37 protein-coding genes and 1 pseudogene are annotated in these 20,048 nt (G+C 50.5%); 4 read left to right on the top strand and 34 right to left on the bottom strand.

Annotation, left to right across the window (positions count from 1 at the left end; genetic code table 11):
• The first annotated feature begins 41 nt into the window (after positions 1 to 41).
• The 3 genes from rsmB (at position 42) to mscL (ending at position 3,284) form a co-directional block, all read left to right on the top strand.
• Positions 42 to 1,328, top strand: coding sequence for a 16S rRNA (cytosine(967)-C(5))-methyltransferase RsmB (gene rsmB, locus P349_RS00310; protein ID WP_024909660.1), 1,287 nt, complete (start codon positions 42 to 44; stop codon positions 1,326 to 1,328).
• A gap of 22 nt (positions 1,329 to 1,350) precedes the next feature.
• On the top strand, positions 1,351 to 2,727 hold the full coding sequence (gene trkA, locus P349_RS00315) for a Trk system potassium transporter TrkA (RefSeq protein WP_008503482.1): 1,377 nt from the start codon (positions 1,351 to 1,353) through the stop codon (positions 2,725 to 2,727).
• Between the two features lie 146 nt (positions 2,728 to 2,873).
• Positions 2,874 to 3,284: a large-conductance mechanosensitive channel protein MscL gene (gene mscL, locus P349_RS00320; RefSeq protein ID WP_023309449.1), complete on the top strand. Its 411-nt coding sequence runs from the start codon at positions 2,874 to 2,876 to the stop codon at positions 3,282 to 3,284.
• Here the strand turns inward: mscL and P349_RS00325 are convergent.
• From P349_RS00325 to rpsJ, 31 genes are all read right to left on the bottom strand, one after another.
• The gene (locus tag P349_RS00325; protein ID WP_032647903.1) at positions 3,258 to 3,500 is read right to left on the bottom strand and encodes an alternative ribosome-rescue factor A; all 243 of its coding nucleotides are present in this window, start codon (positions 3,498 to 3,500) and stop codon (positions 3,258 to 3,260) included. The genes mscL and P349_RS00325 overlap by 27 nt on opposite strands.
• A gap of 57 nt (positions 3,501 to 3,557) precedes the next feature.
• Complete coding sequence (gene zntR, locus P349_RS00330; RefSeq protein WP_024909663.1) at positions 3,558 to 3,983, bottom strand: Zn(2+)-responsive transcriptional regulator; 426 nt, start codon at positions 3,981 to 3,983, stop codon at positions 3,558 to 3,560.
• Positions 3,984 to 3,985: 2 nt separating this feature from the next.
• A complete protein-coding gene (locus tag P349_RS00335; protein ID WP_032647905.1) occupies positions 3,986 to 4,354 on the bottom strand; it encodes a DUF1992 domain-containing protein in 369 nt (122 codons plus the stop codon).
• Positions 4,355 to 4,461: 107 nt separating this feature from the next.
• Positions 4,462 to 4,845, bottom strand: a complete 384-nt coding sequence (gene rplQ / locus P349_RS00340) for a 50S ribosomal protein L17 (RefSeq protein ID WP_001216368.1) — start codon at positions 4,843 to 4,845, stop codon at positions 4,462 to 4,464.
• Positions 4,846 to 4,885: 40 nt separating this feature from the next.
• Positions 4,886 to 5,875: a DNA-directed RNA polymerase subunit alpha gene (locus P349_RS00345; RefSeq protein ID WP_002919219.1), complete on the bottom strand. Its 990-nt coding sequence runs from the start codon at positions 5,873 to 5,875 to the stop codon at positions 4,886 to 4,888.
• Positions 5,876 to 5,900: 25 nt separating this feature from the next.
• A complete protein-coding gene (rpsD, locus tag P349_RS00350; RefSeq protein ID WP_004868345.1) occupies positions 5,901 to 6,521 on the bottom strand; it encodes a 30S ribosomal protein S4 in 621 nt (206 codons plus the stop codon).
• Between the two features lie 33 nt (positions 6,522 to 6,554).
• Positions 6,555 to 6,944, bottom strand: a complete 390-nt coding sequence (rpsK, locus tag P349_RS0124820) for a 30S ribosomal protein S11 (protein ID WP_003863312.1) — start codon at positions 6,942 to 6,944, stop codon at positions 6,555 to 6,557.
• A gap of 16 nt (positions 6,945 to 6,960) precedes the next feature.
• Positions 6,961 to 7,317 carry a 30S ribosomal protein S13 gene (rpsM, locus tag P349_RS00355; RefSeq protein WP_003863308.1) on the bottom strand — a complete coding sequence of 119 codons (357 nt, stop codon included), beginning with the start codon at positions 7,315 to 7,317 and terminating at the stop codon, positions 6,961 to 6,963.
• A gap of 146 nt (positions 7,318 to 7,463) precedes the next feature.
• Complete coding sequence (gene rpmJ / locus P349_RS0124815) at positions 7,464 to 7,580, bottom strand: 50S ribosomal protein L36 (RefSeq protein ID WP_000868187.1); 117 nt, start codon at positions 7,578 to 7,580, stop codon at positions 7,464 to 7,466.
• Between the two features lie 31 nt (positions 7,581 to 7,611).
• The gene (secY, locus tag P349_RS00360; protein WP_003863305.1) at positions 7,612 to 8,943 is read right to left on the bottom strand and encodes a preprotein translocase subunit SecY; all 1,332 of its coding nucleotides are present in this window, start codon (positions 8,941 to 8,943) and stop codon (positions 7,612 to 7,614) included.
• A 7-nt stretch (positions 8,944 to 8,950) separates the two neighbouring features.
• A complete protein-coding gene (gene rplO, locus P349_RS00365; protein WP_003863304.1) occupies positions 8,951 to 9,385 on the bottom strand; it encodes a 50S ribosomal protein L15 in 435 nt (144 codons plus the stop codon).
• 3 nt (positions 9,386 to 9,388) lie between these two features.
• Positions 9,389 to 9,568 carry a 50S ribosomal protein L30 gene (gene rpmD / locus P349_RS00370; RefSeq protein WP_003863301.1) on the bottom strand — a complete coding sequence of 60 codons (180 nt, stop codon included), beginning with the start codon at positions 9,566 to 9,568 and terminating at the stop codon, positions 9,389 to 9,391.
• A gap of 6 nt (positions 9,569 to 9,574) precedes the next feature.
• Positions 9,575 to 10,075: a 30S ribosomal protein S5 gene (gene rpsE / locus P349_RS00375; RefSeq protein ID WP_003863299.1), complete on the bottom strand. Its 501-nt coding sequence runs from the start codon at positions 10,073 to 10,075 to the stop codon at positions 9,575 to 9,577.
• A gap of 14 nt (positions 10,076 to 10,089) precedes the next feature.
• A complete protein-coding gene (gene rplR, locus P349_RS00380; RefSeq protein ID WP_003863297.1) occupies positions 10,090 to 10,443 on the bottom strand; it encodes a 50S ribosomal protein L18 in 354 nt (117 codons plus the stop codon).
• Positions 10,444 to 10,452: 9 nt separating this feature from the next.
• On the bottom strand, positions 10,453 to 10,986 hold the full coding sequence (rplF, locus tag P349_RS00385) for a 50S ribosomal protein L6 (protein ID WP_003863296.1): 534 nt from the start codon (positions 10,984 to 10,986) through the stop codon (positions 10,453 to 10,455).
• A gap of 12 nt (positions 10,987 to 10,998) precedes the next feature.
• A complete protein-coding gene (gene rpsH / locus P349_RS00390; protein ID WP_006178918.1) occupies positions 10,999 to 11,391 on the bottom strand; it encodes a 30S ribosomal protein S8 in 393 nt (130 codons plus the stop codon).
• 30 nt (positions 11,392 to 11,421) lie between these two features.
• Positions 11,422 to 11,727, bottom strand: a complete 306-nt coding sequence (gene rpsN / locus P349_RS00395) for a 30S ribosomal protein S14 (RefSeq protein WP_003863291.1) — start codon at positions 11,725 to 11,727, stop codon at positions 11,422 to 11,424.
• A 14-nt stretch (positions 11,728 to 11,741) separates the two neighbouring features.
• The gene (gene rplE / locus P349_RS00400) at positions 11,742 to 12,281 is read right to left on the bottom strand and encodes a 50S ribosomal protein L5 (protein WP_001096206.1); all 540 of its coding nucleotides are present in this window, start codon (positions 12,279 to 12,281) and stop codon (positions 11,742 to 11,744) included.
• A 14-nt stretch (positions 12,282 to 12,295) separates the two neighbouring features.
• Complete coding sequence (gene rplX, locus P349_RS00405) at positions 12,296 to 12,610, bottom strand: 50S ribosomal protein L24 (protein WP_003863287.1); 315 nt, start codon at positions 12,608 to 12,610, stop codon at positions 12,296 to 12,298.
• Positions 12,611 to 12,620: 10 nt separating this feature from the next.
• Positions 12,621 to 12,992 carry a 50S ribosomal protein L14 gene (gene rplN, locus P349_RS00410; RefSeq protein ID WP_002919748.1) on the bottom strand — a complete coding sequence of 124 codons (372 nt, stop codon included), beginning with the start codon at positions 12,990 to 12,992 and terminating at the stop codon, positions 12,621 to 12,623.
• A 166-nt stretch (positions 12,993 to 13,158) separates the two neighbouring features.
• Positions 13,159 to 13,413: a 30S ribosomal protein S17 gene (gene rpsQ, locus P349_RS00415; protein WP_008503489.1), complete on the bottom strand. Its 255-nt coding sequence runs from the start codon at positions 13,411 to 13,413 to the stop codon at positions 13,159 to 13,161.
• Positions 13,413 to 13,604 carry a 50S ribosomal protein L29 gene (gene rpmC / locus P349_RS00420; protein WP_003863282.1) on the bottom strand — a complete coding sequence of 64 codons (192 nt, stop codon included), beginning with the start codon at positions 13,602 to 13,604 and terminating at the stop codon, positions 13,413 to 13,415. Before rpmC ends, rpsQ begins: the two co-directional genes overlap by 1 nt.
• Positions 13,604 to 14,014, bottom strand: a complete 411-nt coding sequence (gene rplP / locus P349_RS00425) for a 50S ribosomal protein L16 (RefSeq protein ID WP_002919759.1) — start codon at positions 14,012 to 14,014, stop codon at positions 13,604 to 13,606. Before rplP ends, rpmC begins: the two co-directional genes overlap by 1 nt.
• 12 nt (positions 14,015 to 14,026) lie before the next feature.
• Positions 14,027 to 14,728, bottom strand: coding sequence for a 30S ribosomal protein S3 (gene rpsC / locus P349_RS00430; protein ID WP_000529945.1), 702 nt, complete (start codon positions 14,726 to 14,728; stop codon positions 14,027 to 14,029).
• 17 nt (positions 14,729 to 14,745) lie between these two features.
• The gene (rplV, locus tag P349_RS00435; protein WP_002919773.1) at positions 14,746 to 15,078 is read right to left on the bottom strand and encodes a 50S ribosomal protein L22; all 333 of its coding nucleotides are present in this window, start codon (positions 15,076 to 15,078) and stop codon (positions 14,746 to 14,748) included.
• Between the two features lie 14 nt (positions 15,079 to 15,092).
• Positions 15,093 to 15,371: a 30S ribosomal protein S19 gene (gene rpsS / locus P349_RS00440; protein WP_001138117.1), complete on the bottom strand. Its 279-nt coding sequence runs from the start codon at positions 15,369 to 15,371 to the stop codon at positions 15,093 to 15,095.
• A gap of 16 nt (positions 15,372 to 15,387) precedes the next feature.
• Positions 15,388 to 16,209, bottom strand: coding sequence for a 50S ribosomal protein L2 (rplB, locus tag P349_RS00445; protein ID WP_000301859.1), 822 nt, complete (start codon positions 16,207 to 16,209; stop codon positions 15,388 to 15,390).
• A gap of 17 nt (positions 16,210 to 16,226) precedes the next feature.
• Positions 16,227 to 16,529: a 50S ribosomal protein L23 gene (gene rplW / locus P349_RS00450; RefSeq protein WP_000617546.1), complete on the bottom strand. Its 303-nt coding sequence runs from the start codon at positions 16,527 to 16,529 to the stop codon at positions 16,227 to 16,229.
• Positions 16,526 to 17,131, bottom strand: a complete 606-nt coding sequence (rplD, locus tag P349_RS00455; RefSeq protein ID WP_000424395.1) for a 50S ribosomal protein L4 — start codon at positions 17,129 to 17,131, stop codon at positions 16,526 to 16,528. The genes rplW and rplD overlap by 4 nt, the downstream gene beginning before the upstream one ends.
• Before the next feature lie 10 nt (positions 17,132 to 17,141).
• A complete protein-coding gene (gene rplC / locus P349_RS00460; RefSeq protein ID WP_003863274.1) occupies positions 17,142 to 17,771 on the bottom strand; it encodes a 50S ribosomal protein L3 in 630 nt (209 codons plus the stop codon).
• Positions 17,772 to 17,803: 32 nt separating this feature from the next.
• Positions 17,804 to 18,115, bottom strand: coding sequence for a 30S ribosomal protein S10 (gene rpsJ / locus P349_RS00465; RefSeq protein ID WP_001181005.1), 312 nt, complete (start codon positions 18,113 to 18,115; stop codon positions 17,804 to 17,806).
• Positions 18,116 to 18,495: 380 nt separating this feature from the next.
• On the opposite strand from rpsJ, the gene P349_RS00470 reads away from it, so the two are divergent.
• Positions 18,496 to 18,969, top strand: a complete 474-nt coding sequence (locus P349_RS00470) for a prepilin peptidase (protein ID WP_032647907.1) — start codon at positions 18,496 to 18,498, stop codon at positions 18,967 to 18,969.
• Here the strand turns inward: P349_RS00470 and bfr are convergent.
• The 3 genes and pseudogenes from bfr to tuf form a co-directional block, all read right to left on the bottom strand.
• Positions 18,953 to 19,429, bottom strand: coding sequence for a bacterioferritin (gene bfr, locus P349_RS00475; RefSeq protein WP_008503492.1), 477 nt, complete (start codon positions 19,427 to 19,429; stop codon positions 18,953 to 18,955). The two genes, P349_RS00470 and bfr, sit on opposite strands and share 17 nt — an antisense overlap.
• A gap of 72 nt (positions 19,430 to 19,501) precedes the next feature.
• Complete coding sequence (gene bfd, locus P349_RS00480; RefSeq protein ID WP_008503493.1) at positions 19,502 to 19,696, bottom strand: bacterioferritin-associated ferredoxin; 195 nt, start codon at positions 19,694 to 19,696, stop codon at positions 19,502 to 19,504.
• A gap of 179 nt (positions 19,697 to 19,875) precedes the next feature.
• Positions 19,876 to 20,048, bottom strand: a pseudogene (gene tuf / locus P349_RS25880) (elongation factor Tu); the annotation flags it as partial.

Here is a 20,048-nt window from a genome sequence, read left to right as displayed (position 1 = left end):
CTTAAGGCCCGGTGTTTCCGGGCATTTTTATTTTTACGGTTATGAAAAAACAAAATCTACGCAGTATGGCGGCTCAGGCCGTTGAGCAGGTTATCGAGCAGGGCCAGTCATTAAGTAACGTCCTGCCTCCCCTGCAACAAAAAGTCTCTGATAAAGACAAAGCCCTGCTTCAGGAGCTCTGCTTTGGCGTTCTGCGCACGCTTTCTCAGCTTGAGTGGTTGATTAACAAGCTGATGTCACGCCCAATGACAGGCAAGCAGCGCACCGTACACTATTTGATTATGGTGGGTTTTTATCAGCTTCTTCATACCCGCATCCCACCTCATGCCGCGCTGGCTGAGACGGTGGAAGGTGCCGTTGCGATTAAACGCCCTCAGCTGAAAGGGCTGATCAACGGTGTACTGCGTCAGTTCCAGCGACAGCAGGATGAGCTTCTGGCTGAATTTGCCCAAAACGAAGCACGCTTCCTGCATCCGGACTGGCTGTTGAAGCGGCTGAAAAAAGCTTATCCGCAGCGGTGGCAGGACATTGCCGATGCCAACAACCAGCGTCCGCCAATGTGGTTACGCGTGAATCGTAATCACCACACCCGTGACGCATGGCTGGCATTACTCGAAGAAGCTGGAATGAGTGGTTTCACTCACGCTGCATACCCTGATGCCGTACGTTTAGCCTCCCCCGCTCCGGTACATGCATTACCGGGTTTCGAAGAGGGTTGGGTAACGGTACAGGATGCTTCTGCCCAGGGTTGCATGACCTGGCTTGAACCCCAAAACGGTGAGCAGATCCTCGATCTCTGCGCCGCACCAGGGGGCAAAACGACGCATATTCTTGAAGTGGCTCCGCAGGCCAGCGTGATGGCGGTGGACGTCGATGAACAGCGTCTTTCACGCGTCTACGACAACCTCAAGCGTCTGGGCATGAAGGCTCAGGTTAAGCAAGGCGATGGACGCAAACCCGCAGAATGGTGTGGTGAAACGCAATTCGATCGCATTTTGCTGGATGCTCCCTGCTCTGCAACCGGCGTTATTCGTCGTCATCCGGACATCAAGTGGCTGCGTCGCGATCGTGATATTAACGAACTTGCCCAGCTGCAGTCCGACATTCTCGACGCCATCTGGCCGCATCTCAAACCTGGCGGAACGCTGGTCTATGCAACCTGCTCCGTACTGCCGGAAGAAAACAGCCAGCAAATCGCGGCCTTCCTTAAACGTACCCCGGACGCCGCGCTGCGCGATACGGGAACGCCTGAATCCCCGGGTCTGCAGAACCTGCCGGGTGCCGAAGAGGGTGATGGCTTCTTTTACGCTAAGCTAATCAAAGAGTGATGTTGAGAACAGGTCACGAGATATGAAGATTATCATTCTGGGTGCAGGACAGGTTGGCGGAACGCTGGCGGAAAACCTGGTTGGGGAAAACAACGACATCACCATAGTCGATACCAACGGCGATCGTCTGCGTGTCTTACAGGACAAGTTTGACCTGCGCGTGGTGCAGGGTCATGGTTCTCACCCACGGGTTCTTCGTGAGGCGGGTGCCGATGATGCCGACATGCTGGTTGCGGTAACCAGTTCTGACGAAACCAATATGGTGGCCTGTCAGGTGGCCTACTCGCTTTTCAACACGCCAAACCGAATCGCGCGCATTCGCTCTCCGGACTATGTTCGCGATGCTGAGAAACTGTTTAACTCAGAAGCGGTCCCTATTGATCATCTCATTGCCCCAGAACAGCTGGTTATCGATAATATCTACCGTCTGATCGAATATCCGGGCGCCCTGCAGGTGGTGAACTTTGCCGAGGGTAAAGTGAGTCTGGCAGTGGTAAAGGCCTATTACGGCGGGCCATTGATCGGCAATGCGCTTTCTACCATGCGCGAGCACATGCCGCATATTGATACGCGCGTCGCAGCCATTTTCCGTCACGACAGGCCAATCCGCCCGCAAGGCTCCACGATTGTCGAAGCAGGTGATGAGGTCTTCTTTATTGCGGCCTCACAGCATATTCGTGCGGTAATGAGTGAACTTCAGCGTCTCGAAAAACCCTATAAACGCATTATGCTGGTCGGCGGCGGCAATATCGGTGCAGGCCTGGCACATCGGTTAGAAAAAGATTACAGCGTAAAATTGATCGAGCGCGATCAGCAGCGTGCTGCTGAACTGGCGGAAAAACTGCAAAATACGATCGTATTTTATGGCGATGCGTCGGATCAGGAGTTGCTGGCTGAAGAGCATATTGATCAAGTTGATCTTTTTATTGCCGTCACCAACGACGACGAGGCGAATATAATGTCCGCCATGCTCGCCAAGCGTATGGGTGCAAAGAAGGTCATGGTGCTTATCCAGCGCAAGGCGTATGTCGATCTGGTCCAGGGTAGCGTTATTGATATTGCCATTTCGCCGCAGCAGGCGACAATTTCCGCGCTCCTGAGCCATGTTCGTAAAGCGGATATTGTCGGTGTGTCATCGCTCCGCCGCGGCGTAGCGGAAGCCATTGAAGCCGTGGCGCATGGAGATGAAACCACATCACGCGTCGTGGGCCGGTCAATCGACGAAATTAAGCTGCCGCCAGGCACGATCATCGGCGCCGTTGTGCGCGGAAATGACGTCATGATTGCCAATGACAATTTACGTATTGAGCAAGGCGATCACGTTATTATGTTCCTTACGGATAAAAAGTTTATTACCGACGTCGAACGTTTATTCCAGCCAAGTCCATTCTTCCTTTAAAGAGTAGGGTGCTCGAGAAAGAGTACCCGCACTTTATCCTTTTCATTTCTGTGCCTTTTATTTTTCATAACGTTTAATTATCCCGAATGGCAATTGGCTAATCATTTGTTAAACTTATACTCGTCAGCTGGCACAAGGAGAGAACAATGAGTTTTATTAAAGAATTTCGCGAATTTGCGATGCGCGGGAACGTGGTGGATTTGGCAGTGGGTGTCATTATTGGTGCAGCATTCGGCAAGATTGTTTCATCATTAGTGGCCGACATTATCATGCCACCATTAGGGTTGTTAATCGGGGGCATTGATTTCAAACAATTCGCTTTCACACTGCGTGAAGCGCAGGGTGATGTTCCGGCAGTAGTAATGCACTACGGCGTATTTATTCAGAACGTATTTGATTTTGTGATTGTCGCGTTTGCCATTTTTATGGCTATCAAGCTGATCAACAGGCTCAACCGTAAAAAAGAAGAGCCGGCTGCTGCACCTGCACCAACGAAAGAAGAAGTGCTGCTGAGTGAGATCCGCGATCTGTTAAAAGAACAGAATAACCGCGTTTAATCGAAAGCTTAAAGCAGAAAGGCCAGTGGTAAATAAGCGATTCGCTTGCTTGCCACTGGCCTCCCAGTTACCCCGTTTTTCATGTTTGTCTTTACGCAGATAACTTCCTTTCCCTTTTTTATTCTTCTCAACGCGCTGCCTGAATAACGGGTCGTGAAGTAACGCCTCAATGGCATTGTCTTTTATCTGTCCTTTCGTGTGCTGATAGCGGCTCATAAATTCTCCTGAGCATGGTTTATGACGACGGGAGTCTAGATCCTGATGGACTAAAAATCAACAGCCCTCGGTTTCTCCACTCGCTCCCTGTTCAAGGGCTTCGAGAATTGAACAGTAAATACTGCTGTGGGCCGTACCGCAGCAGGCATCATTCAGCCTTTGCAAAGAGCGCTGCATGGTTTGAAGCTCCTGGATGCGTGCTTCAACTTCATCCAGCCGGGCCTGCACAATGCTTTTAGATTCCTGGCAGGTGTGATGTTCCGGATCGATACGGATCGATAATAACTCGCGGATCGAATCCAGCGTGAAGCCGAGCTGACGCGCATAACGAATAAATCGCAGGCGCTGAAGATCGTTATCGGTATAAAGTCGAAAGCCTCCTTCAGTACGAACTTCATGATCGATCATCTGCTGCTTTTCGTAATAACGGATGGTATCCGGCGTAACGTTCGCAAGCTTCGCAAGTTCACCAATACGGTACATAACTACTCCTCGTTTATTCTCTGCATCAATCTTTCACCGTATTCACCGCGCAGAAAATCAGTGTTCATCCCAGCCTGGCGCAGCTTGAGTTCAAGCAGGGCGAGACAGCGGCTCAGTTCAGAATGTCGCGGATCGTCCTGACGGATACCGTTGAGAAGATCGGCCAGTTCAACAGCCTCTCTGCGCTGTTCTAGCTCCGGAGGGAGACAGCCCGCGTTTTTCAGTAAACGGTATCCAGCTCGCAGTTCAGGCGCAATGTGCGAATCATCGTCGAGCACAAGGGGTTCGCCGCTTCCCGGGAGATCGTCGAATTCACCTTTATTTTGGGCATCGCGAATATGGCGTTCTGCCCACTGGTCGAGCAACCACATTACCAGCTCCAGGGAATGAACAGAATTGATACAGACATTGTAGAGAAGTGGGGATATCGCGGATATAAAAAAACCCGCCGGAGCGGGTTTTTTTACGTTACTACAGATTACTCTGCAGCAGCTTCTGCTTTCTCTGAACGATCAACCAGCTCGATGTAAGCCATCGGCGCGTTGTCGCCTGCACGGAAACCACACTTCAGAATGCGAGTGTAACCACCGGCACGGCTCGCGAAACGCGGGCCCAGTTCGTTAAACAGTTTTGCCACGATCTCGTTATCACGAGTACGGGCGAATGCCAGACGACGATTAGCAACGCTGTCAGTCTTGGCAAGAGTAATCAGCGGCTCAACTACGCGACGCAGCTCTTTCGCTTTAGGCAGGGTCGTCTTGATGATCTCATGACGAACCAGTGAACCTGCCATGTTGCGGAACATAGCCTGGCGATGGCTGCTGTTGCGGTTCAGTTGACGACCACTCTTACGATGGCGCATGACCTTATCCTTCTCAGTAAAACCTTAACCTGTGATCCGGTTACTCGTCAGCAATGCTTGCCGGTGGCCAGTTTTCCAGGCGCATGCCCAGAGACAGACCACGTGAAGCCAGCACGTCTTTAATCTCAGTAAGAGATTTTTTACCCAGGTTCGGCGTTTTCAGCAACTCAACCTCGGTACGCTGTACCAGATCACCGATATAGTGGATAGCTTCTGCCTTGAGGCAGTTAGCAGAGCGGACAGTCAATTCGAGATCGTCAACAGGGCGCAGCAGGATCGGATCGAATTCTGGTTTCTCTTCTTTCACTTCCGGCTGACGTACATCACGTAAGTCAACGAAAGCTTCCAGTTGTTCTGCCAGGATGGTTGCCGCACGACGAATCGCCTCTTCAGGATCGATTGTGCCGTTGGTTTCCATTTCGATGACCAGCTTGTCCAGGTCGGTACGCTGTTCTACACGCGCTGCTTCAACATTGTAGGCAATACGCTCTACAGGGCTATAGCATGCGTCGACCAGCAGACGGCCGATTGGGCGCTCATCTTCTTCCGAATGAATTCGGGCAGAAGCCGGCACATAACCACGACCGCGCTGAACTTTGATACGCATGCTAATAGCTGCGTTCTCATCGGTCAGGTGGCAGATCACGTGCTGCGGCTTGACGATTTCAACATCACCGTCGTGGGTGATGTCGGCTGCAGTCACAGGGCCAATGCCAGATTTATTCAGAGTAAGAATAACTTCATCTTTACCCTGAACTCTCACCGCCAGCCCTTTCAGGTTGAGCAGGATTTCAAGGATATCTTCCTGAACGCCTTCTTTGGTGCTGTACTCATGAAGTACACCATCAATCTCAACCTCGGTCACCGCGCAACCCGGCATCGATGAGAGCAGAATACGGCGCAGTGCGTTACCCAGAGTATGGCCAAAGCCACGCTCTAAAGGCTCAAGGGTCACCTTGGCGTGCGTCGAACTCACTTGCTCGATATCTACCAGGCGCGGTTTTAGAAACTCTGTCACAGAACCCTGCATTGTGTCCTCTCTTTGGTACTAAGCTTTACTTGGAGTAAAGCTCGACGATCAGGTGTTCGTTAATGTCCGCAGACAGATCAGAACGTTCTGGCTGACGCTTGAACGTACCTTCCATCTTGCCAGCATCAACTTCCAGCCAGGTTGGCTTTTCACGCTGCTCAGCCAGCTCCAGAGCGGCCTTCACGCGAGATTGCTTTTTCGCTTTCTCACGAATGCTAACAACGTCATTCGCTTTAACCTGATAAGAAGCGATGTTAACAACACGACCGTTTACCATGATTGCTTTGTGGCTAACCAGCTGACGTGATTCAGCACGAGTAGCGCCGAAGCCCATACGGTATACAACGTTGTCCAGACGACCTTCCAGCAGAGCGAGCAGGTTTTCACCTGTGTTGCCTTTCAGACGTGCTGCTTCTTTATAGTAGTTACGGAACTGACGCTCCAGCACACCGTACATACGGCGAACTTTTTGCTTTTCACGCAACTGCACACCATAGTCAGACAGACGCGGTTTACGCGCACCGTGCTGGCCAGGAGCTTGTTCAATTTTACACTTGGTATCGATCGCGCGAACGCCAGACTTAAGGAATAAGTCGGTGCCCTCACGACGGCTCAGCTTGAGCTTAGGACCCAAATATCTTGCCATTTTCTATCTCCAACTAACCTAAAAAACGGAGCGTTATACGCGACGTTTTTTCGGCGGACGACAACCGTTATGAGGGATCGGAGTCACATCAGTAATATTCGTGATGCGGAAACCAGCGGCGTTCAGAGCGCGAACAGTAGATTCACGACCCGGACCCGGACCTTTAACCATAACTTCCAGATTCTTGATGCCGTATTCTTTTACGGCTTCTGCGCAACGCTCTGCTGCAACCTGAGCTGCGAACGGAGTGGATTTGCGAGAACCACGGAAACCGGAACCACCGGCTGTTGCCCAACCCAATGCGTTACCCTGACGATCAGTAATAGTAACGATGGTGTTGTTGAAAGAAGCATGGATATGAGCCACGCCGTCAGAGACTTGTTTTCTTACACGTTTACGTGCACGAACTGGTGCCTTTGCCATTATTCAATCACCCCGATTATTTCTTGATCGGTTTGCGCGGACCCTTACGGGTACGTGCGTTGGTCTTAGTACGCTGACCGCGCACTGGCAGACCACGACGATGACGCAAACCGCGATAGCAACCAAGATCCATCAGGCGCTTGATGCTCATGCTGATTTCACGGCGCAGATCACCTTCAACGACAAATTTGGCAACTTCGTCACGCAGCGTGTCGATTTGTTCTTCAGACAGCTCACTGATCTTAACATCTTCAGCGATACCCGCTGCAGCCAGAATGGCTTTAGAACGGGTCTTGCCGACGCCGTAGATCGAAGTTAATGCGATCACAGCATGTTTCTGATCAGGAATGTTAATGCCTGCTATACGGGCCACTATGCACTCCTACTATTTAATATGTACGCACCATGCTGAAAAGCCCGTTTTCAGGATACTCAAATGGAAACGTACAGACATACAAAAGATTGGCTGGCTAATCTAGCCAGCTCAACCCAACTTTGCAAGAAAAATATGCGAAATAATCAGCCTTGGCGCTGTTTATGCTTCGGCTCGGCACTGCAAATCACACGGATGACACCATCACGCTTAACGATTTTGCAGTTACGGCATAATTTCTTGACGGAAGCACGAACTTTCATTTTTACTCTCCGTAACTTCTCAGGCGACCATTTAGCGGCCGTAGCCTTTCAGGTTCGCCTTCTTCAATGCAGACTCGTACTGACTGGACATCATCAGAGTTTGCACTTGAGCCATAAAGTCCATAATCACGACAACAACGATAAGCAGTGAGGTCCCACCGAAGTAGAACGGTACTTTCATTGCATCACGCATGAACTCCGGGATCAGGCAGATAAAAGTAATATAAAGCGCACCAACCAAAGTCAGGCGAGTCATTACTTTATCGATATACTTCGCCGTTTGCTCTCCCGGACGAATTCCTGGTACAAATGCACCGGACTTCTTCAGGTTATCTGCTGTTTCACGCGGGTTGAAGACCAACGCCGTGTAGAAGAAACAGAAGAAGATGATCGCAGACGCATAGAGTAACACATAAAGTGGTTGCCCAGGCTGCAAATACAGCGAAATTGTTGTCAGCCAGTTCCAACCAGTACCGCCCCCGAACCATGACGCGATGGTCGCCGGGAACAGAATAATACTGGAAGCGAAGATAGCCGGGATAACCCCCGCCATGTTCACTTTCAGCGGTAAATGTGTGCTCTGTGCAGCATAGACACGACGACCCTGCTGACGTTTAGCGTAGTTCACCACAATGCGGCGTTGACCACGTTCAACGAAGACAACAAAGAACGTCACTGCAAATACTAATACTGCAACCAACAGCAACAGGAGGAAGTGCAGGTCGCCTTGACGCGCTTGCTCAATAGTATGGGCGATGGCTGGCGGGAGGCCCGCAACAATACCGGCGAAGATAATGATTGAGATACCGTTACCGATACCACGCTCAGTAATCTGTTCGCCGAGCCACATCAGGAACATAGTCCCTGTGACCAGACTTACAACAGCGGTGAAGTAGAATGCAAAGCCCGGGTTTAACACCAGGCCCTGCATACCAGGCATATTCGGCAGACCGGTAGCAATACCGATCGACTGGAATATTGCCAGCACCAGAGTACCGTAACGGGTGTACTGACTAATCTTACGACGTCCAGACTCCCCTTCTTTCTTCAACTCTGCCAGGGCCGGATGAACGACCGTCAGCAGTTGGATAATAATAGATGCCGAAATGTACGGCATAATACCCAATGCGAAGATAGAAGCACGGCTGAGAGCACCACCAGAGAACATGTTGAACATTTCAATGATGGTGCCTCGCTGTTGCTCAAGCAGTTTGGCAAGTACAGCGGCATCGATACCAGGGATCGGAATAAAAGAGCCAATACGGAACACAATCAGCGCGCCGATAACAAACAGCAGTCTGCGTTTCAGCTCGCCAAATCCACCTTTGGCACTTTGAAAATCTAATCCCGGTTGCTTAGCCATCTGCTACTTATTCCTCAATTTTACCGCCAGCAGCTTCGATAGCAGCACGAGCACCTTTAGTAACACGCAGGCCACGAACAGTTACCGGAGTAGAAACTTCACCAGCCAGGATCACTTTCGCGAACTCGATCTGGATACCGATAATGTTTGCTGCTTTCAGCGTGTTCAGGTCTACAACGCCGCCTTCAACTTTCGCCAGGTCAGACAGACGGATTTCCGCTGTGATCGCTGCTTTGCGAGAGGTGAAGCCGAACTTCGGCAGACGACGGTACAGTGGCATCTGGCCACCCTCGAAACCGCGACGTACGCCACCGCCAGAACGAGAGTTCTGACCTTTGTGACCACGACCACCGGTTTTGCCGAGGCCAGAACCGATACCACGACCCAGGCGTTTACCCGCCTTTTTAGAGCCTTCGGCCGGAGACAGAGTATTTAAACGCATCTCTTACTCCTCAACTTTAACCATGAAGTAAACCGCGTTGACCATACCACGAACAGCAGGAGTATCCTCGCGCTCAACGGTATGACCAATACGACGCAGACCCAGGCCAAGCAGCGTTGCCTTGTGTTTCGGCAGACGACCGATTGCACTGCGGGTTTGAGTGATTTTAATAGTCTTTGCCATGGTCAATTACCCCAGAATTTCTTCAACGGATTTACCACGCTTGGCAGCGACCATTTCTGGAGAATTCATATTTTCCAGGCCATCAATAGTTGCACGAACCACGTTGATCGGGTTGGTGGAACCATATGCTTTAGCCAGAACGTTATGAACCCCAGCAACTTCCAGAACGGCGCGCATTGCACCACCGGCGATGATACCGGTACCTTCTGAAGCTGGCTGCATGAATACACGAGAACCCGTGTGAACACCTTTAACTGGGTGCTGCAGGGTGCCGTTGTTCAGCGCGACGTTAATCATGTTGCGACGGGCTTTTTCCATCGCTTTCTGGATCGCTGCTGGAACTTCACGCGCTTTACCGTAACCAAAACCAACGCGACCGTTACCATCGCCTACTACAGTCAGAGCTGTGAAGGAGAAAATACGACCACCTTTAACGGTTTTAGATACGCGGTTTACCGCGATCAGCTTTTCCTGCAGTTCGCCAGCCTGTTTTTCGATGTGAGCCATCTTACACCTCTACCTTAGAACTGAAGGCCAGCTTCACGGGCAGCATCTGCCAGTGCCTGGACACGACCATGATATTGGAACCCGGAACGGTCAAAGGAAACATTGCTGATGCCTTTTTCCAGAGCGCGTTCAGCAACAGCTTTACCTACAGCTGCAGCGGCGTCTTTGTTACCGGTGTACTTCAATTGTTCTGAGATAGCTTTTTCTACAGTAGAAGCAGCTACCAGAACTTCAGAACCGTTCGGTGCAATTACCTGTGCGTAAATATGACGCGGGGTACGATGTACCACCAGGCGAGTTGCACCCAGCTCTTTGAGCTTGCGGCGTGCGCGGGTCGCACGACGGATACGAGCAGATTTCTTATCCATAGTGTTACCTTACTTCTTCTTAGCCTCTTTGGTACGCACGACTTCGTCGGCGTAACGAACACCCTTGCCTTTGTAAGGCTCAGGACGACGGTAGGCGCGCAGATCTGCTGCAACCTGACCGATCAGCTGTTTATCAGCGCCTTTCAGCACGATTTCAGTTTGAGTCGGACATTCTGCAGTGATACCGGCCGGCAGCGGATGCTCAACAGGGTGTGAGAAGCCCAGAGACAGGCCTACTGCATTCCCTTTGATAGCTGCACGATAACCTACACCAACCAGCTGAAGCTTTTTAGTGAAGCCTTCGGTAACACCAACAACCATTGAGTTCAGCAGGGCACGCGCGGTACCAGCCTGAGCCCAACCATCCACGAAACCATCACGTGGACCGAAGGTCAGAGCGTTATCTGCATGTTTAACTTCAACAGCTTTGTTGAGGGTACGAGTCAGCTCGCCGTTTTTACCTTTGATCGTAATAACCTGACCGTCGATTTTTACATCAACGCCGGCAGGAATAACGACCGGTGCTTTAGCAACACGAGACATTCTTTCCTCCGATTAGGCTACGTAGCAGATAATTTCGCCACCAAGACCAGCCTGGCGCGCTGCACGATCAGTCATAACACCTTTAGAGGTAGAAACAACTGCGATACCAAGACCAGCCATAACTTTTGGCAGCTCATCTTTTTTCTTATAGATGCGCAGGCCTGGGCGGCTGACACGCTGAATGCTTTCTACAACAGCTTTACCCTGGAAATACTTGAGAGTAAGTTCCAGTTCCGGCTTGGTGTCGCCTTCAACTTTAAAATCTTCGATAAAACCTTCTTCCTTAAGCACGTTGGCAATTGCCACTTTCAGCTTGGCGGAAGGCATGGTGACCGCAACTTTGTTCGCGGCCTGACCGTTACGGATACGGGTCAGCATATCCGCGATCGGATCTTGCATGCTCATCTGTCTTTACTCCCGTGATTCAATTGGTAATTACCAGCTAGCCTTTTTCAAGCCTGGCACTTCACCGCGCATAGCGGCTTCACGCAGTTTGATACGGCTCAACCCAAACTTGCCCACATAACCATGTGGACGACCTGTTTGACGACAGCGGTTACGCTGACGAGACGGGCTGGAATCACGCGGCAGAGACTGCAGCTTGAGAACCGCATTCCAACGATCTTCGTCGGAAGCGTTCACATCAGAAATGATCGCTTTCAGTTCAGCGCGTTTAGCGAAGAATTTATCAGCTAAAGCTACGCGCTTTACTTCGCGTGCTTTCATTGATTGCTTAGCCATTCAGTAACCCTACCTTACTTGCGGAACGGGAAGTCAAAGGCAGCCAGCAGAGCACGGCCTTCTTCGTCAGATTTCGCAGTAGTGGTAATGGTAATATCCAAACCACGCACGCGGTCGACTTTATCGTAGTCGATTTCTGGGAAGATGATCTGCTCACGGACACCCATGCTGTAGTTACCACGACCGTCGAAAGACTTAGCGGACAAGCCACGGAAGTCACGGATACGTGGAACAGCAATAGTGATCAGGCGCTCAAAGAACTCCCACATGCGTTCGCCACGCAGAGTTACTTTACAGCCGATCGGATAGCCCTGACGGATTTTGAAGCCTGCAACAGATTTGCGTGCTTTGGTGATCAGCGGTTTTTGACCGGAGATTGCTGTCAGGTCAGCTGCTGCGTTATCCAGCAGTTTCTTGTCAGCGATCGCTTCACCAACACCCATGTTCAGGGTGATCTTCTCGACCCGAGGGACTTGCATGACAGAATTGTAGTTAAACTCAGTCATGAGTTTGTTAACTACTTCGTCTTTGTAGTAATCATGCAGTTTCGCCATCGTACTACTCCAAATTACTTGATAGTTTCGCTGTTAGACTTGAAGAAACGGACTTTTTTGCCGTCTTCGAATCTAAAGCCTACACGGTCAGCCTTGCCGGTAGCCGCATTGAAGATTGCAACGTTAGAAACCTGAATAGCAGCTTCTTTTTCAACGATGCCGCCTGGTTGGTTCAGGGCCGGAACCGGCTTCTGATGTTTCTTAACCAGGTTGATACCTTCAACGACAAGTTTGCCGGAAGACAGAACATTTTTTACTTTACCGCGTTTACCTTTATCTTTACCGGTTAACACGATAACTTCGTCATCACGACGGATTTTCGCTGCCATGATTCGCTCCTTAGAGTACTTCTGGTGCCAGAGAGATAATTTTCATGAACTTCTCAGTACGAAGTTCACGAGTTACCGGCCCAAAGATACGCGTGCCGATAGGCTGCTCGCTGTTATTGTTTAAAATAACGCATGCATTACCATCGAAGCGAATGACAGAACCGTCAGGGCGACGAACACCCTTCTTGGTGCGCACCACTACCGCCTTCAGCACATCACCTTTTTTGACCTTACCACGTGGAATTGCTTCCTTGATGGTGATCTTGATGATGTCGCCTACGCCTGCGTAGCGACGGTGCGAGCCACCCAGAACCTTGATACACATTACGCGACGTGCACCGGAGTTGTCGGCGACGTTCAGCATAGTCTGTTCTTGGATCATTTTAGTGCTCCGCTAATGTCAACTACTACCTGAGACTCTAAAATCAGAGCCGTTAAAAAGCCCCATATCGAGGGCGCGGCATTATAACACCGCTTCTGCGATATGGGTAGAAAAAATAAACGGCTCATCGCTGAGCCGTTTATTCGTATTGAGAAGGCGTACTGTATTACAGAACCGCTTTCTCTACAACGCGAACCAGCGTCCAGGACTTAGTCTTGGACAGTGGACGGCATTCACGGATTTCAACCTTGTCGCCGATACCACATTCGTTGTTCTCGTCATGTACGTGCAGTTTGGTCGTACGCTTGATGAATTTACCGTAGATCGGGTGTTTCACAATACGTTCGATAGCTACAACAATGGATTTCTCCATTTTGTCGCTAACAACACGACCTTGCAGAGTACGGATTTTATCGGTCATTACGCACCCGCCTTCTGAGTCAGTAAAGTCTTAACGCGTGCAACATTGCGACGCACTTGCTTCAGCAGGTGAGTCTGTTGCAGCTGGCCACTTGCAGCCTGCATACGCAGGTTGAACTGCTCACGCAGCAGGTTCAGCAGCTCAGCGTTCAGCTCTTCAACGCTTTTTTCACGCAGCTCTTTTGCTTTCATTACATCACCGTCTTAGTTACAAAGGTGGTTTTGATAGGCAGTTTCGCTGCTGCCAGGCCGAAGGCTTCACGGGCCAGCTCTTCCGGAACACCGTCCATTTCATAAAGGACTTTGCCCGGTTGGATCAAGGCAACCCAGTACTCCACGTTACCTTTACCTTTACCCATACGAACTTCCAGCGGCTTCTCGGTGATCGGTTTGTCCGGGAATACACGGATCCAGATCTTACCTTGACGCTTAACTGCACGGGTCATTGCACGACGTGCTGCTTCGATCTGACGTGCAGTCAGACGACCACGGCCAACAGCTTTCAGACCGAAAGTGCCGAAGCTAACATCCGTACCCTGCGCCAGACCACGGTTGCGGCCTTTGTGCACTTTACGGAATTTTGTACGCTTTGGTTGTAACATCAGCGACGCTCCTTATTTACGGCCTTTACGCTGCTGCTTTTTAGGTTGAGCAGCCGGTTTTTCCGGTTGTTCAACAGCAGCCATACCACCCAGGATCTCACCTTTGAAGATCCATACCTTAACGCCGATTACACCGTAAGTGGTGTGCGCTTCAGAGGTGTTGTAGTCGATGTCAGCACGCAGAGTGTGCAGCGGTACGCGACCTTCACGGTACCATTCGGTACGTGCGATTTCCGCGCCGCCCAGACGGCCGCTAACTTCAACTTTGATACCTTTAGCGCCCAGACGCATTGCGTTCTGTACAGCACGCTTCATAGCACGACGGAACATAACACGACGTTCCAGCTGAGAAGTGATGCTGTCAGCAACCAATTTAGCGTCCAGTTCAGGCTTACGAACTTCAGCGATATTGATCTGTGCAGGAACGCCAGCGATATCCGCTACGACCTTGCGCAGTTTTTCTACGTCTTCGCCTTTCTTACCGATAACGATGCCAGGGCGAGCAGTGTGAATAGTCACACGGATGCTCTTAGCTGGACGCTCGATAACGATACGAGATACAGACGCTTTAGCCAGTTCCTTAGTCAGGTACTGACGTACTTTAAAATCGCTGTCCAGGTTGTCAGCGAATTCTTTGGTGTTCGCAAACCAGGTAGAGTTCCATGGTTTTACAATACCCAGGCGAATACCATTAGGATGTACTTTCTGACCCATTGCTAGTCTCCAGAGTCTCAGCGATCGGACACAACCACAGTAATGTGGCTGGTGCGCTTCAGGATGCGATCTGCACGACCTTTCGCACGCGGCATAATGCGCTTCATGCTTGGGCCTTCATCTACGAAAATTTTCGCGACTTTCAGATCGTCGATGTCAGCGCCATCGTTGTGTTCAGCGTTAGCAATGGCAGATTCCAGTACTTTCTTGACCAATACCGCAGCTTTCTTGTTGGTATAGGTCAGGATGTCCAGGGCCTGCGACACTTTCTTACCGCGAATCAGGTCAGCAACAAGGCGAACCTTCTGAGCAGAAGAACGAGCATGGCGATGTTGAGCTAAAGTTTCCATCTCTTCCTCCTACCTTATTTCTTCTTCGCTTTTTTATCAGCAGCGTGGCCGCGATAAGTACGAGTCGGTGCGAATTCACCCAGTTTGTGACCAACCATTTCGTCGGTAACAAAGACTGGAACGTGCTGACGACCATTATGGACAGCGATGGTCAAACCGATCATGTTAGGAAAGATCGTTGAACGACGGGACCAAGTGCGCAGGGGCTTCTTGTCTCCGCTTTCCACCGCTTTCTCTACCTTCTTCAGCAAGTGCAGGTCAATAAAAGGACCTTTCTTGAGAGAACGTGGCATGGCTTATCCTCTAAAATTATTTGCTACGGCGACGTACGATAAATTTATCAGTACGCTTGTTGCTGCGGGTCTTCTTACCTTTGGTCTGAACGCCCCACGGAGTTACCGGGTGCTTACCAAAGTTACGACCTTCACCACCACCATGTGGGTGGTCGACTGGGTTCATCGCAGTACCGCGAACGGTAGGACGAACACCACGCCAGCGTGCAGCACCTGCTTTACCCAGAACGCGCAGCATATGCTCAGCATTGCCAACTTCGCCCAGAGTAGCGCGGCAGTCTGCTTCGACTTTACGCATTTCACCAGAACGCAGACGCAGGGTGACATAAGCACCATCACGCGCAACGATCTGAACGTAAGTACCAGCGGAACGTGCCAGCTGACCGCCTTTACCTGGTTTCATTTCTACGTTATGAACGGTAGAACCAACCGGGATATTGCGCATCGGCAGGGTGTTGCCTGCTTTGATTGCAGCATCAACGCCAGACTGAATCTGGTCGCCAGCTTTCAGGCCTTTAGGGGCCAGGATGTAACGGCGTTCGCCGTCTTTGTACAGAACCAGCGCGATGTTCGCGGAACGGTTCGGATCGTACTCAAGACGTTCAACAACTGCTGGGATACCGTCTTTGTTGCGTTTGAAGTCAACAATACGATAAGCCTGCTTGTGGCCACCACCGATGTGACGAGTGGTGATACGGCCATTGTTGTTACGACCACCGGATTTGCTGTTTTTTTCCAGCAACGGAGCAAAAGGTTTGCCCTTGTGCAGCTCAGGGTTAACCACTTTAACTACGTGGCGACGACCCGGAGATGTCGGTTTACATTTAACAACTGCCATTGTATTACTCCTCCGACTTACTCAGCGCCGCCAACGAAGTCCAGATTCTGGCCTTCTTTCAGGGTGACGTAAGCTTTTTTCCAGTCGCTACGACGACCGATACGCTGTCCGTGACGTTTAACTTTCCCTTTAACTACCAGGGTGTTAACGACTTCGACTTCGACTTCAAACAGTTTCTGCACAGCAGCTTTGATCTCTGCTTTGGTCGCGTCTTTAGCAACTTTGAGAACGATGGTGTTTGTTTTTTCCATCGCAGTAGACGCTTTTTCAGAAACGTGCGGTGCGCGAAGCACCTTCAGCAGACGTTCTTCACGAATCATGCCAGCATCTCCTCAACTTGCTTAACAGCATCAGCAGTCATTACGACTTTGTCGAAGGCGATCAGGCTAACCGGGTCGATACCAGTCGCATCGCGTACGTCAACCTTGTGCAGGTTACGTGCGGCCAGGAACAGGTTCTCGTCCAGCTCACCGGTGATGATCAGCACATCTTCCAGAGCCATGTCTTTCAGTTTCTGTGCCAGCAGCTTAGTTTTAGGCGCTTCTACAGAGAACTTCTCGACAACGATCAGACGATCCTGACGTACCAGTTCGGACAGGATGCTTTTCAGCGCGCCGCGGTACATCTTTTTGTTAACTTTTTGACTGTGGTCCTGTGGACGCGCAGCGAAGGTCACACCACCTGAACGCCAGATCGGGCTCTTGATAGAACCTGAACGCGCACGGCCGGTACCTTTCTGGCGCCATGGCTTTTTGCCAGAACCAGTTACTTCAGCACGAGTCTTCTGAGCACGAGTACCCTGACGAGCACCAGCTGCATAAGCAACAACAACCTGGTGAACCAGCGCTTCGTTGAAATCACGACCGAAGGTAGTTTCGGAAACAGTCAGCGCGCTCTGCGCGTCTTTCAATACTAATTCCATTGCTATCCCCTTACGCCTTCACAGCTGGTTTAACGATCAGGTCGCTACCGGTTGCACCCGGAACTGCACCTTTAACCAGCAGCAGGTTGCGCTCAGCGTCAACACGTACTACGTCCAGGCTCTGAACGGTTACACGTTCGTTACCCAGCTGACCTGCCATTTTCTTGCCTTTGAACACTTTGCCCGGAGTCTGGTTCTGACCGATAGAACCCGGAACGCGGTGAGACAAGGAGTTACCGTGAGTAGCGTCCTGGGTACGGAAGTTCCAGCGCTTAACGGTACCAGCAAAACCTTTACCTTTAGAGGTACCGGTTACGTCAACTTTTTTAACGTCAGCAAACAGCTCAACGCTAATGTCCTGACCTACGGTGAACTCTTCGCCTTCAGCAAGACGGAATTCCCACAGACCACGGCCAGCTTCTACGCCAGCTTTAGCGAAGTGACCCGCTTCTGGTTTGGTTACACGGTTAGCTTTTTTAGCACCAGTGGTAACCTGAATAGCGCGGTAGCCATCGTTAGCCAGATCTTTAACCTGAGTAACGCGGTTTGCTTCAACTTCGATTACGGTTACTGGGATAGAAACGCCATCTTCAGTGAAGATGCGGGTCATACCCACTTTTTTACCGACTAAACCAATCATTGTTTCAACCTCTCAATCGCTCGATGACCTGATTAACCCAGGCTGATCTGCACGTCTACACCGGCAGCCAGATCCAGACGCATCAGAGCATCAACGGTTTTCTCAGTTGGCTCAACGATGTCAACCAGACGCTTGTGAGTGCGGATTTCGTACTGATCGCGCGCGTCTTTGTTGACGTGCGGGGAGATCAGAACGGTGAAGCGCTCTTTGCGGGTCGGCAGCGGGATCGGACCACGGACTTGCGCACCAGTGCGCTTAGCAGTCTCGACGATTTCCGCGGTTGATTGATCGATCAGACGATGATCAAACGCTTTAAGGCGGATACGGATTCTTTGGTTCTGCATGAGACCAGAGCTCCAATTATTTTATAAACGAAAATGATTACTCCTCAAACCCATTACGATTGATGGGAGAGTGTAACCGTTCTTACGTAGCTCCCCAATTGGGAGCATTGTTGAGTAACAAAATGAGCTACTCTGGTTCTGATTGAACCCGCCGTCAATTACGACAAGCCCGCGCATTATACGTAAATCTGGGCAAGACGCAAGTGCCGTTTAGAAATTAAGCGCCAAAGGCGCAGGATGCGTAAGAGCGCGCAGCATTTCATGCAATGTATTCTGCGTCGATTCTTTGTTTCGAGCCGCTACGCATCTCCGTTTTTTGTGCATTGCCGACCAGGCCGATTATAACGAGTATGCGCTCAAACCCGTTTGAGGCCTTTTTCATGCTAACCACCCTCCCCTTTCTTCTGATCTATCTTTCACTGACTGCCTTACTGGTACATGCCGATATTCACTACGGTCTGCTTCCCGATAAATTTCTCTGCCCGCTGCTATGGGCGGGTCTGCTCTTTCAGCTCTGTATCCATCCTGATTTTCTGCCGAGCGCGGTGGCGGGTGCGTTGGCTGGATATATTGGCTTTGCCGTTATTTACTGGGGCTACTGGTTTATCCGCCGACGTGAAGGTATGGGATATGGCGATGTGAAATACCTGGCGGCGCTTGGTGCATGGCACGGCTGGTGCGTACTTCCTACGCTGGCGCTACTCGCGGCGCTGATGGCGCTTCTTTGCATTCTTGTTTTTTCGTTAATCCGCCCTGATAAGAAGGCAATAAAAAACCCGCTGCCTTTTGGGCCATTTCTGGCAGCAGCGGGTTTATGCATAGGCTGGAAAACGTTGGTTACTCTTCCACTTTAATCTGTGACTGAAGGTAGTTCTGCAGGCCAATTTTAGCAATCAGATCCAGCTCCGTTTCCAGCCAGTCAATGTGGCCTTCTTCATCGGCCAGGATCTGGATCATCATATCGCGGCTGACGTAGTCATGTACGCTGTCTGCGTAGGCAATGGCTTCACGGAGATCTTTGGCGCCTTCAAGTTCCAGCCTGAGGTCAGAACGCAGCATTTCTTCGACATCTTCTCCGATGCCCAGCTTGCCGAGATCCTGCAGGTTTGGAATGCCTTCAAGGAATAAAATACGCTCGATATATTTATCAGCGTGTTTCATCTCATCTATAGATTCATGGTACTCAACGTCGTTTAAACGTTTGAGTCCCCAGTTTTTGAACATTCTCGCGTGAAGAAAGTACTGGTTAATTGCGACAAGCTCATTTCCCAATAATTTATTGAGATAACTTATGATTTTAACATCACCTTTCATTATATAGTCCCTCCGCTTCCACTCATTGAAGCGTAGATCGGGCTACAGGGATGTCAAAAAAAAGATGGGCGCTTACGCGATCTCTTTGTATTCCGGGATCTGCATCAATTCGTCCTGCATGATCTCTCGCGCAGCACGTACGCATTTACCGCATTGATTTCCCACCGGAACAAATTTGCGTAGCTGTTGAAATGACTGAGGCTGAAACTGGCGAACGGCCTGACGTATTTTCTTGTCGCTTACACCATTACATAAACAAACGTACATAGAGACTCCCGTTCAAATTATGCGCAAAGTGTAAGTGAGAATGGTTATGATTACAATAGCACAAACGCCACAATACGGGACGGGAGCAGGCAAAAAATGCGAAATTTTATGACTACGCCTGAGCGGCAAAAAACAAAAAAGGACGCCGAAGCGTCCTTTTTTTATTCGGGGATAATTAATTAGCCCAGAACTTTAGCAACCACGCCCGCGCCAACGGTACGGCCGCCTTCACGGATTGCGAAACGCAGACCGTCGTCCATCGCGATTGGGTGGATCAGAGTCACAACCATCTTGATGTTGTCGCCTGGCATTACCATCTCAACGCCTTCTGGCAGTTCGATGGTACCGGTCA

The sequence above is a fragment of the Enterobacter sp. DC4 genome (assembly GCF_000568095.1).
In the GTDB taxonomy this organism is placed as follows: Bacteria; Pseudomonadota; Gammaproteobacteria; order Enterobacterales; family Enterobacteriaceae; genus Enterobacter; species Enterobacter pseudoroggenkampii.
This window is presented reverse-complemented; position numbering and strand designations above follow the sequence as displayed.

Bases quoted from the DNA above. Each gene is read 5' to 3' on its own strand.
- rsmB (WP_024909660.1), top strand. From the start codon at position 42: ATGAAAAAACAAAATCTACGCAGTATGGCGGCTCAGGCCGTTGAGCAG.
- trkA (WP_008503482.1), top strand. From the start codon at position 1,351: ATGAAGATTATCATTCTGGGTGCAGGACAGGTTGGCGGAACGCTGGCG.
- mscL (WP_023309449.1), top strand. From the start codon at position 2,874: ATGAGTTTTATTAAAGAATTTCGCGAATTTGCGATGCGCGGGAACGTG.
- P349_RS00325 (WP_032647903.1), bottom strand. From the start codon at position 3,500: ATGAGCCGCTATCAGCACACGAAAGGACAGATAAAAGACAATGCCATT.
- zntR (WP_024909663.1), bottom strand. From the start codon at position 3,983: ATGTACCGTATTGGTGAACTTGCGAAGCTTGCGAACGTTACGCCGGAT.
- P349_RS00335 (WP_032647905.1), bottom strand. From the start codon at position 4,354: ATGTGGTTGCTCGACCAGTGGGCAGAACGCCATATTCGCGATGCCCAA.
- rplQ (WP_001216368.1), bottom strand. From the start codon at position 4,845: ATGCGCCATCGTAAGAGTGGTCGTCAACTGAACCGCAACAGCAGCCAT.
- P349_RS00345 (WP_002919219.1), bottom strand. From the start codon at position 5,875: ATGCAGGGTTCTGTGACAGAGTTTCTAAAACCGCGCCTGGTAGATATC.
- rpsD (WP_004868345.1), bottom strand. From the start codon at position 6,521: ATGGCAAGATATTTGGGTCCTAAGCTCAAGCTGAGCCGTCGTGAGGGC.
- rpsK (WP_003863312.1), bottom strand. From the start codon at position 6,944: ATGGCAAAGGCACCAGTTCGTGCACGTAAACGTGTAAGAAAACAAGTC.
- rpmJ (WP_000868187.1), bottom strand. From the start codon at position 7,580: ATGAAAGTTCGTGCTTCCGTCAAGAAATTATGCCGTAACTGCAAAATC.
- secY (WP_003863305.1), bottom strand. From the start codon at position 8,943: ATGGCTAAGCAACCGGGATTAGATTTTCAAAGTGCCAAAGGTGGATTT.
- rplO (WP_003863304.1), bottom strand. From the start codon at position 9,385: ATGCGTTTAAATACTCTGTCTCCGGCCGAAGGCTCTAAAAAGGCGGGT.
- rpmD (WP_003863301.1), bottom strand. From the start codon at position 9,568: ATGGCAAAGACTATTAAAATCACTCAAACCCGCAGTGCAATCGGTCGT.
- rpsE (WP_003863299.1), bottom strand. From the start codon at position 10,075: ATGGCTCACATCGAAAAACAGGCTGGCGAACTGCAGGAAAAGCTGATC.
- rplR (WP_003863297.1), bottom strand. From the start codon at position 10,443: ATGGATAAGAAATCTGCTCGTATCCGTCGTGCGACCCGCGCACGCCGC.
- rplF (WP_003863296.1), bottom strand. From the start codon at position 10,986: ATGTCTCGTGTTGCTAAAGCACCGGTCGTTATTCCTGCCGGCGTTGAT.
- rpsH (WP_006178918.1), bottom strand. From the start codon at position 11,391: ATGAGCATGCAAGATCCGATCGCGGATATGCTGACCCGTATCCGTAAC.
- rpsN (WP_003863291.1), bottom strand. From the start codon at position 11,727: ATGGCTAAGCAATCAATGAAAGCACGCGAAGTAAAGCGCGTAGCTTTA.
- rplE (WP_001096206.1), bottom strand. From the start codon at position 12,281: ATGGCGAAACTGCATGATTACTACAAAGACGAAGTAGTTAACAAACTC.
- rplX (WP_003863287.1), bottom strand. From the start codon at position 12,610: ATGGCAGCGAAAATCCGTCGTGATGACGAAGTTATCGTGTTAACCGGT.
- rplN (WP_002919748.1), bottom strand. From the start codon at position 12,992: ATGATCCAAGAACAGACTATGCTGAACGTCGCCGACAACTCCGGTGCA.
- rpsQ (WP_008503489.1), bottom strand. From the start codon at position 13,413: ATGACCGATAAAATCCGTACTCTGCAAGGTCGTGTTGTTAGCGACAAA.
- rpmC (WP_003863282.1), bottom strand. From the start codon at position 13,604: ATGAAAGCAAAAGAGCTGCGTGAAAAAAGCGTTGAAGAGCTGAACGCT.
- rplP (WP_002919759.1), bottom strand. From the start codon at position 14,014: ATGTTACAACCAAAGCGTACAAAATTCCGTAAAGTGCACAAAGGCCGC.
- rpsC (WP_000529945.1), bottom strand. From the start codon at position 14,728: ATGGGTCAGAAAGTACATCCTAATGGTATTCGCCTGGGTATTGTAAAA.
- rplV (WP_002919773.1), bottom strand. From the start codon at position 15,078: ATGGAAACTTTAGCTCAACATCGCCATGCTCGTTCTTCTGCTCAGAAG.
- rpsS (WP_001138117.1), bottom strand. From the start codon at position 15,371: ATGCCACGTTCTCTCAAGAAAGGTCCTTTTATTGACCTGCACTTGCTG.
- rplB (WP_000301859.1), bottom strand. From the start codon at position 16,209: ATGGCAGTTGTTAAATGTAAACCGACATCTCCGGGTCGTCGCCACGTA.
- rplW (WP_000617546.1), bottom strand. From the start codon at position 16,529: ATGATTCGTGAAGAACGTCTGCTGAAGGTGCTTCGCGCACCGCACGTT.
- rplD (WP_000424395.1), bottom strand. From the start codon at position 17,131: ATGGAATTAGTATTGAAAGACGCGCAGAGCGCGCTGACTGTTTCCGAA.
- rplC (WP_003863274.1), bottom strand. From the start codon at position 17,771: ATGATTGGTTTAGTCGGTAAAAAAGTGGGTATGACCCGCATCTTCACT.
- rpsJ (WP_001181005.1), bottom strand. From the start codon at position 18,115: ATGCAGAACCAAAGAATCCGTATCCGCCTTAAAGCGTTTGATCATCGT.
- P349_RS00470 (WP_032647907.1), top strand. From the start codon at position 18,496: ATGCTAACCACCCTCCCCTTTCTTCTGATCTATCTTTCACTGACTGCC.
- bfr (WP_008503492.1), bottom strand. From the start codon at position 19,429: ATGAAAGGTGATGTTAAAATCATAAGTTATCTCAATAAATTATTGGGA.
- bfd (WP_008503493.1), bottom strand. From the start codon at position 19,696: ATGTACGTTTGTTTATGTAATGGTGTAAGCGACAAGAAAATACGTCAG.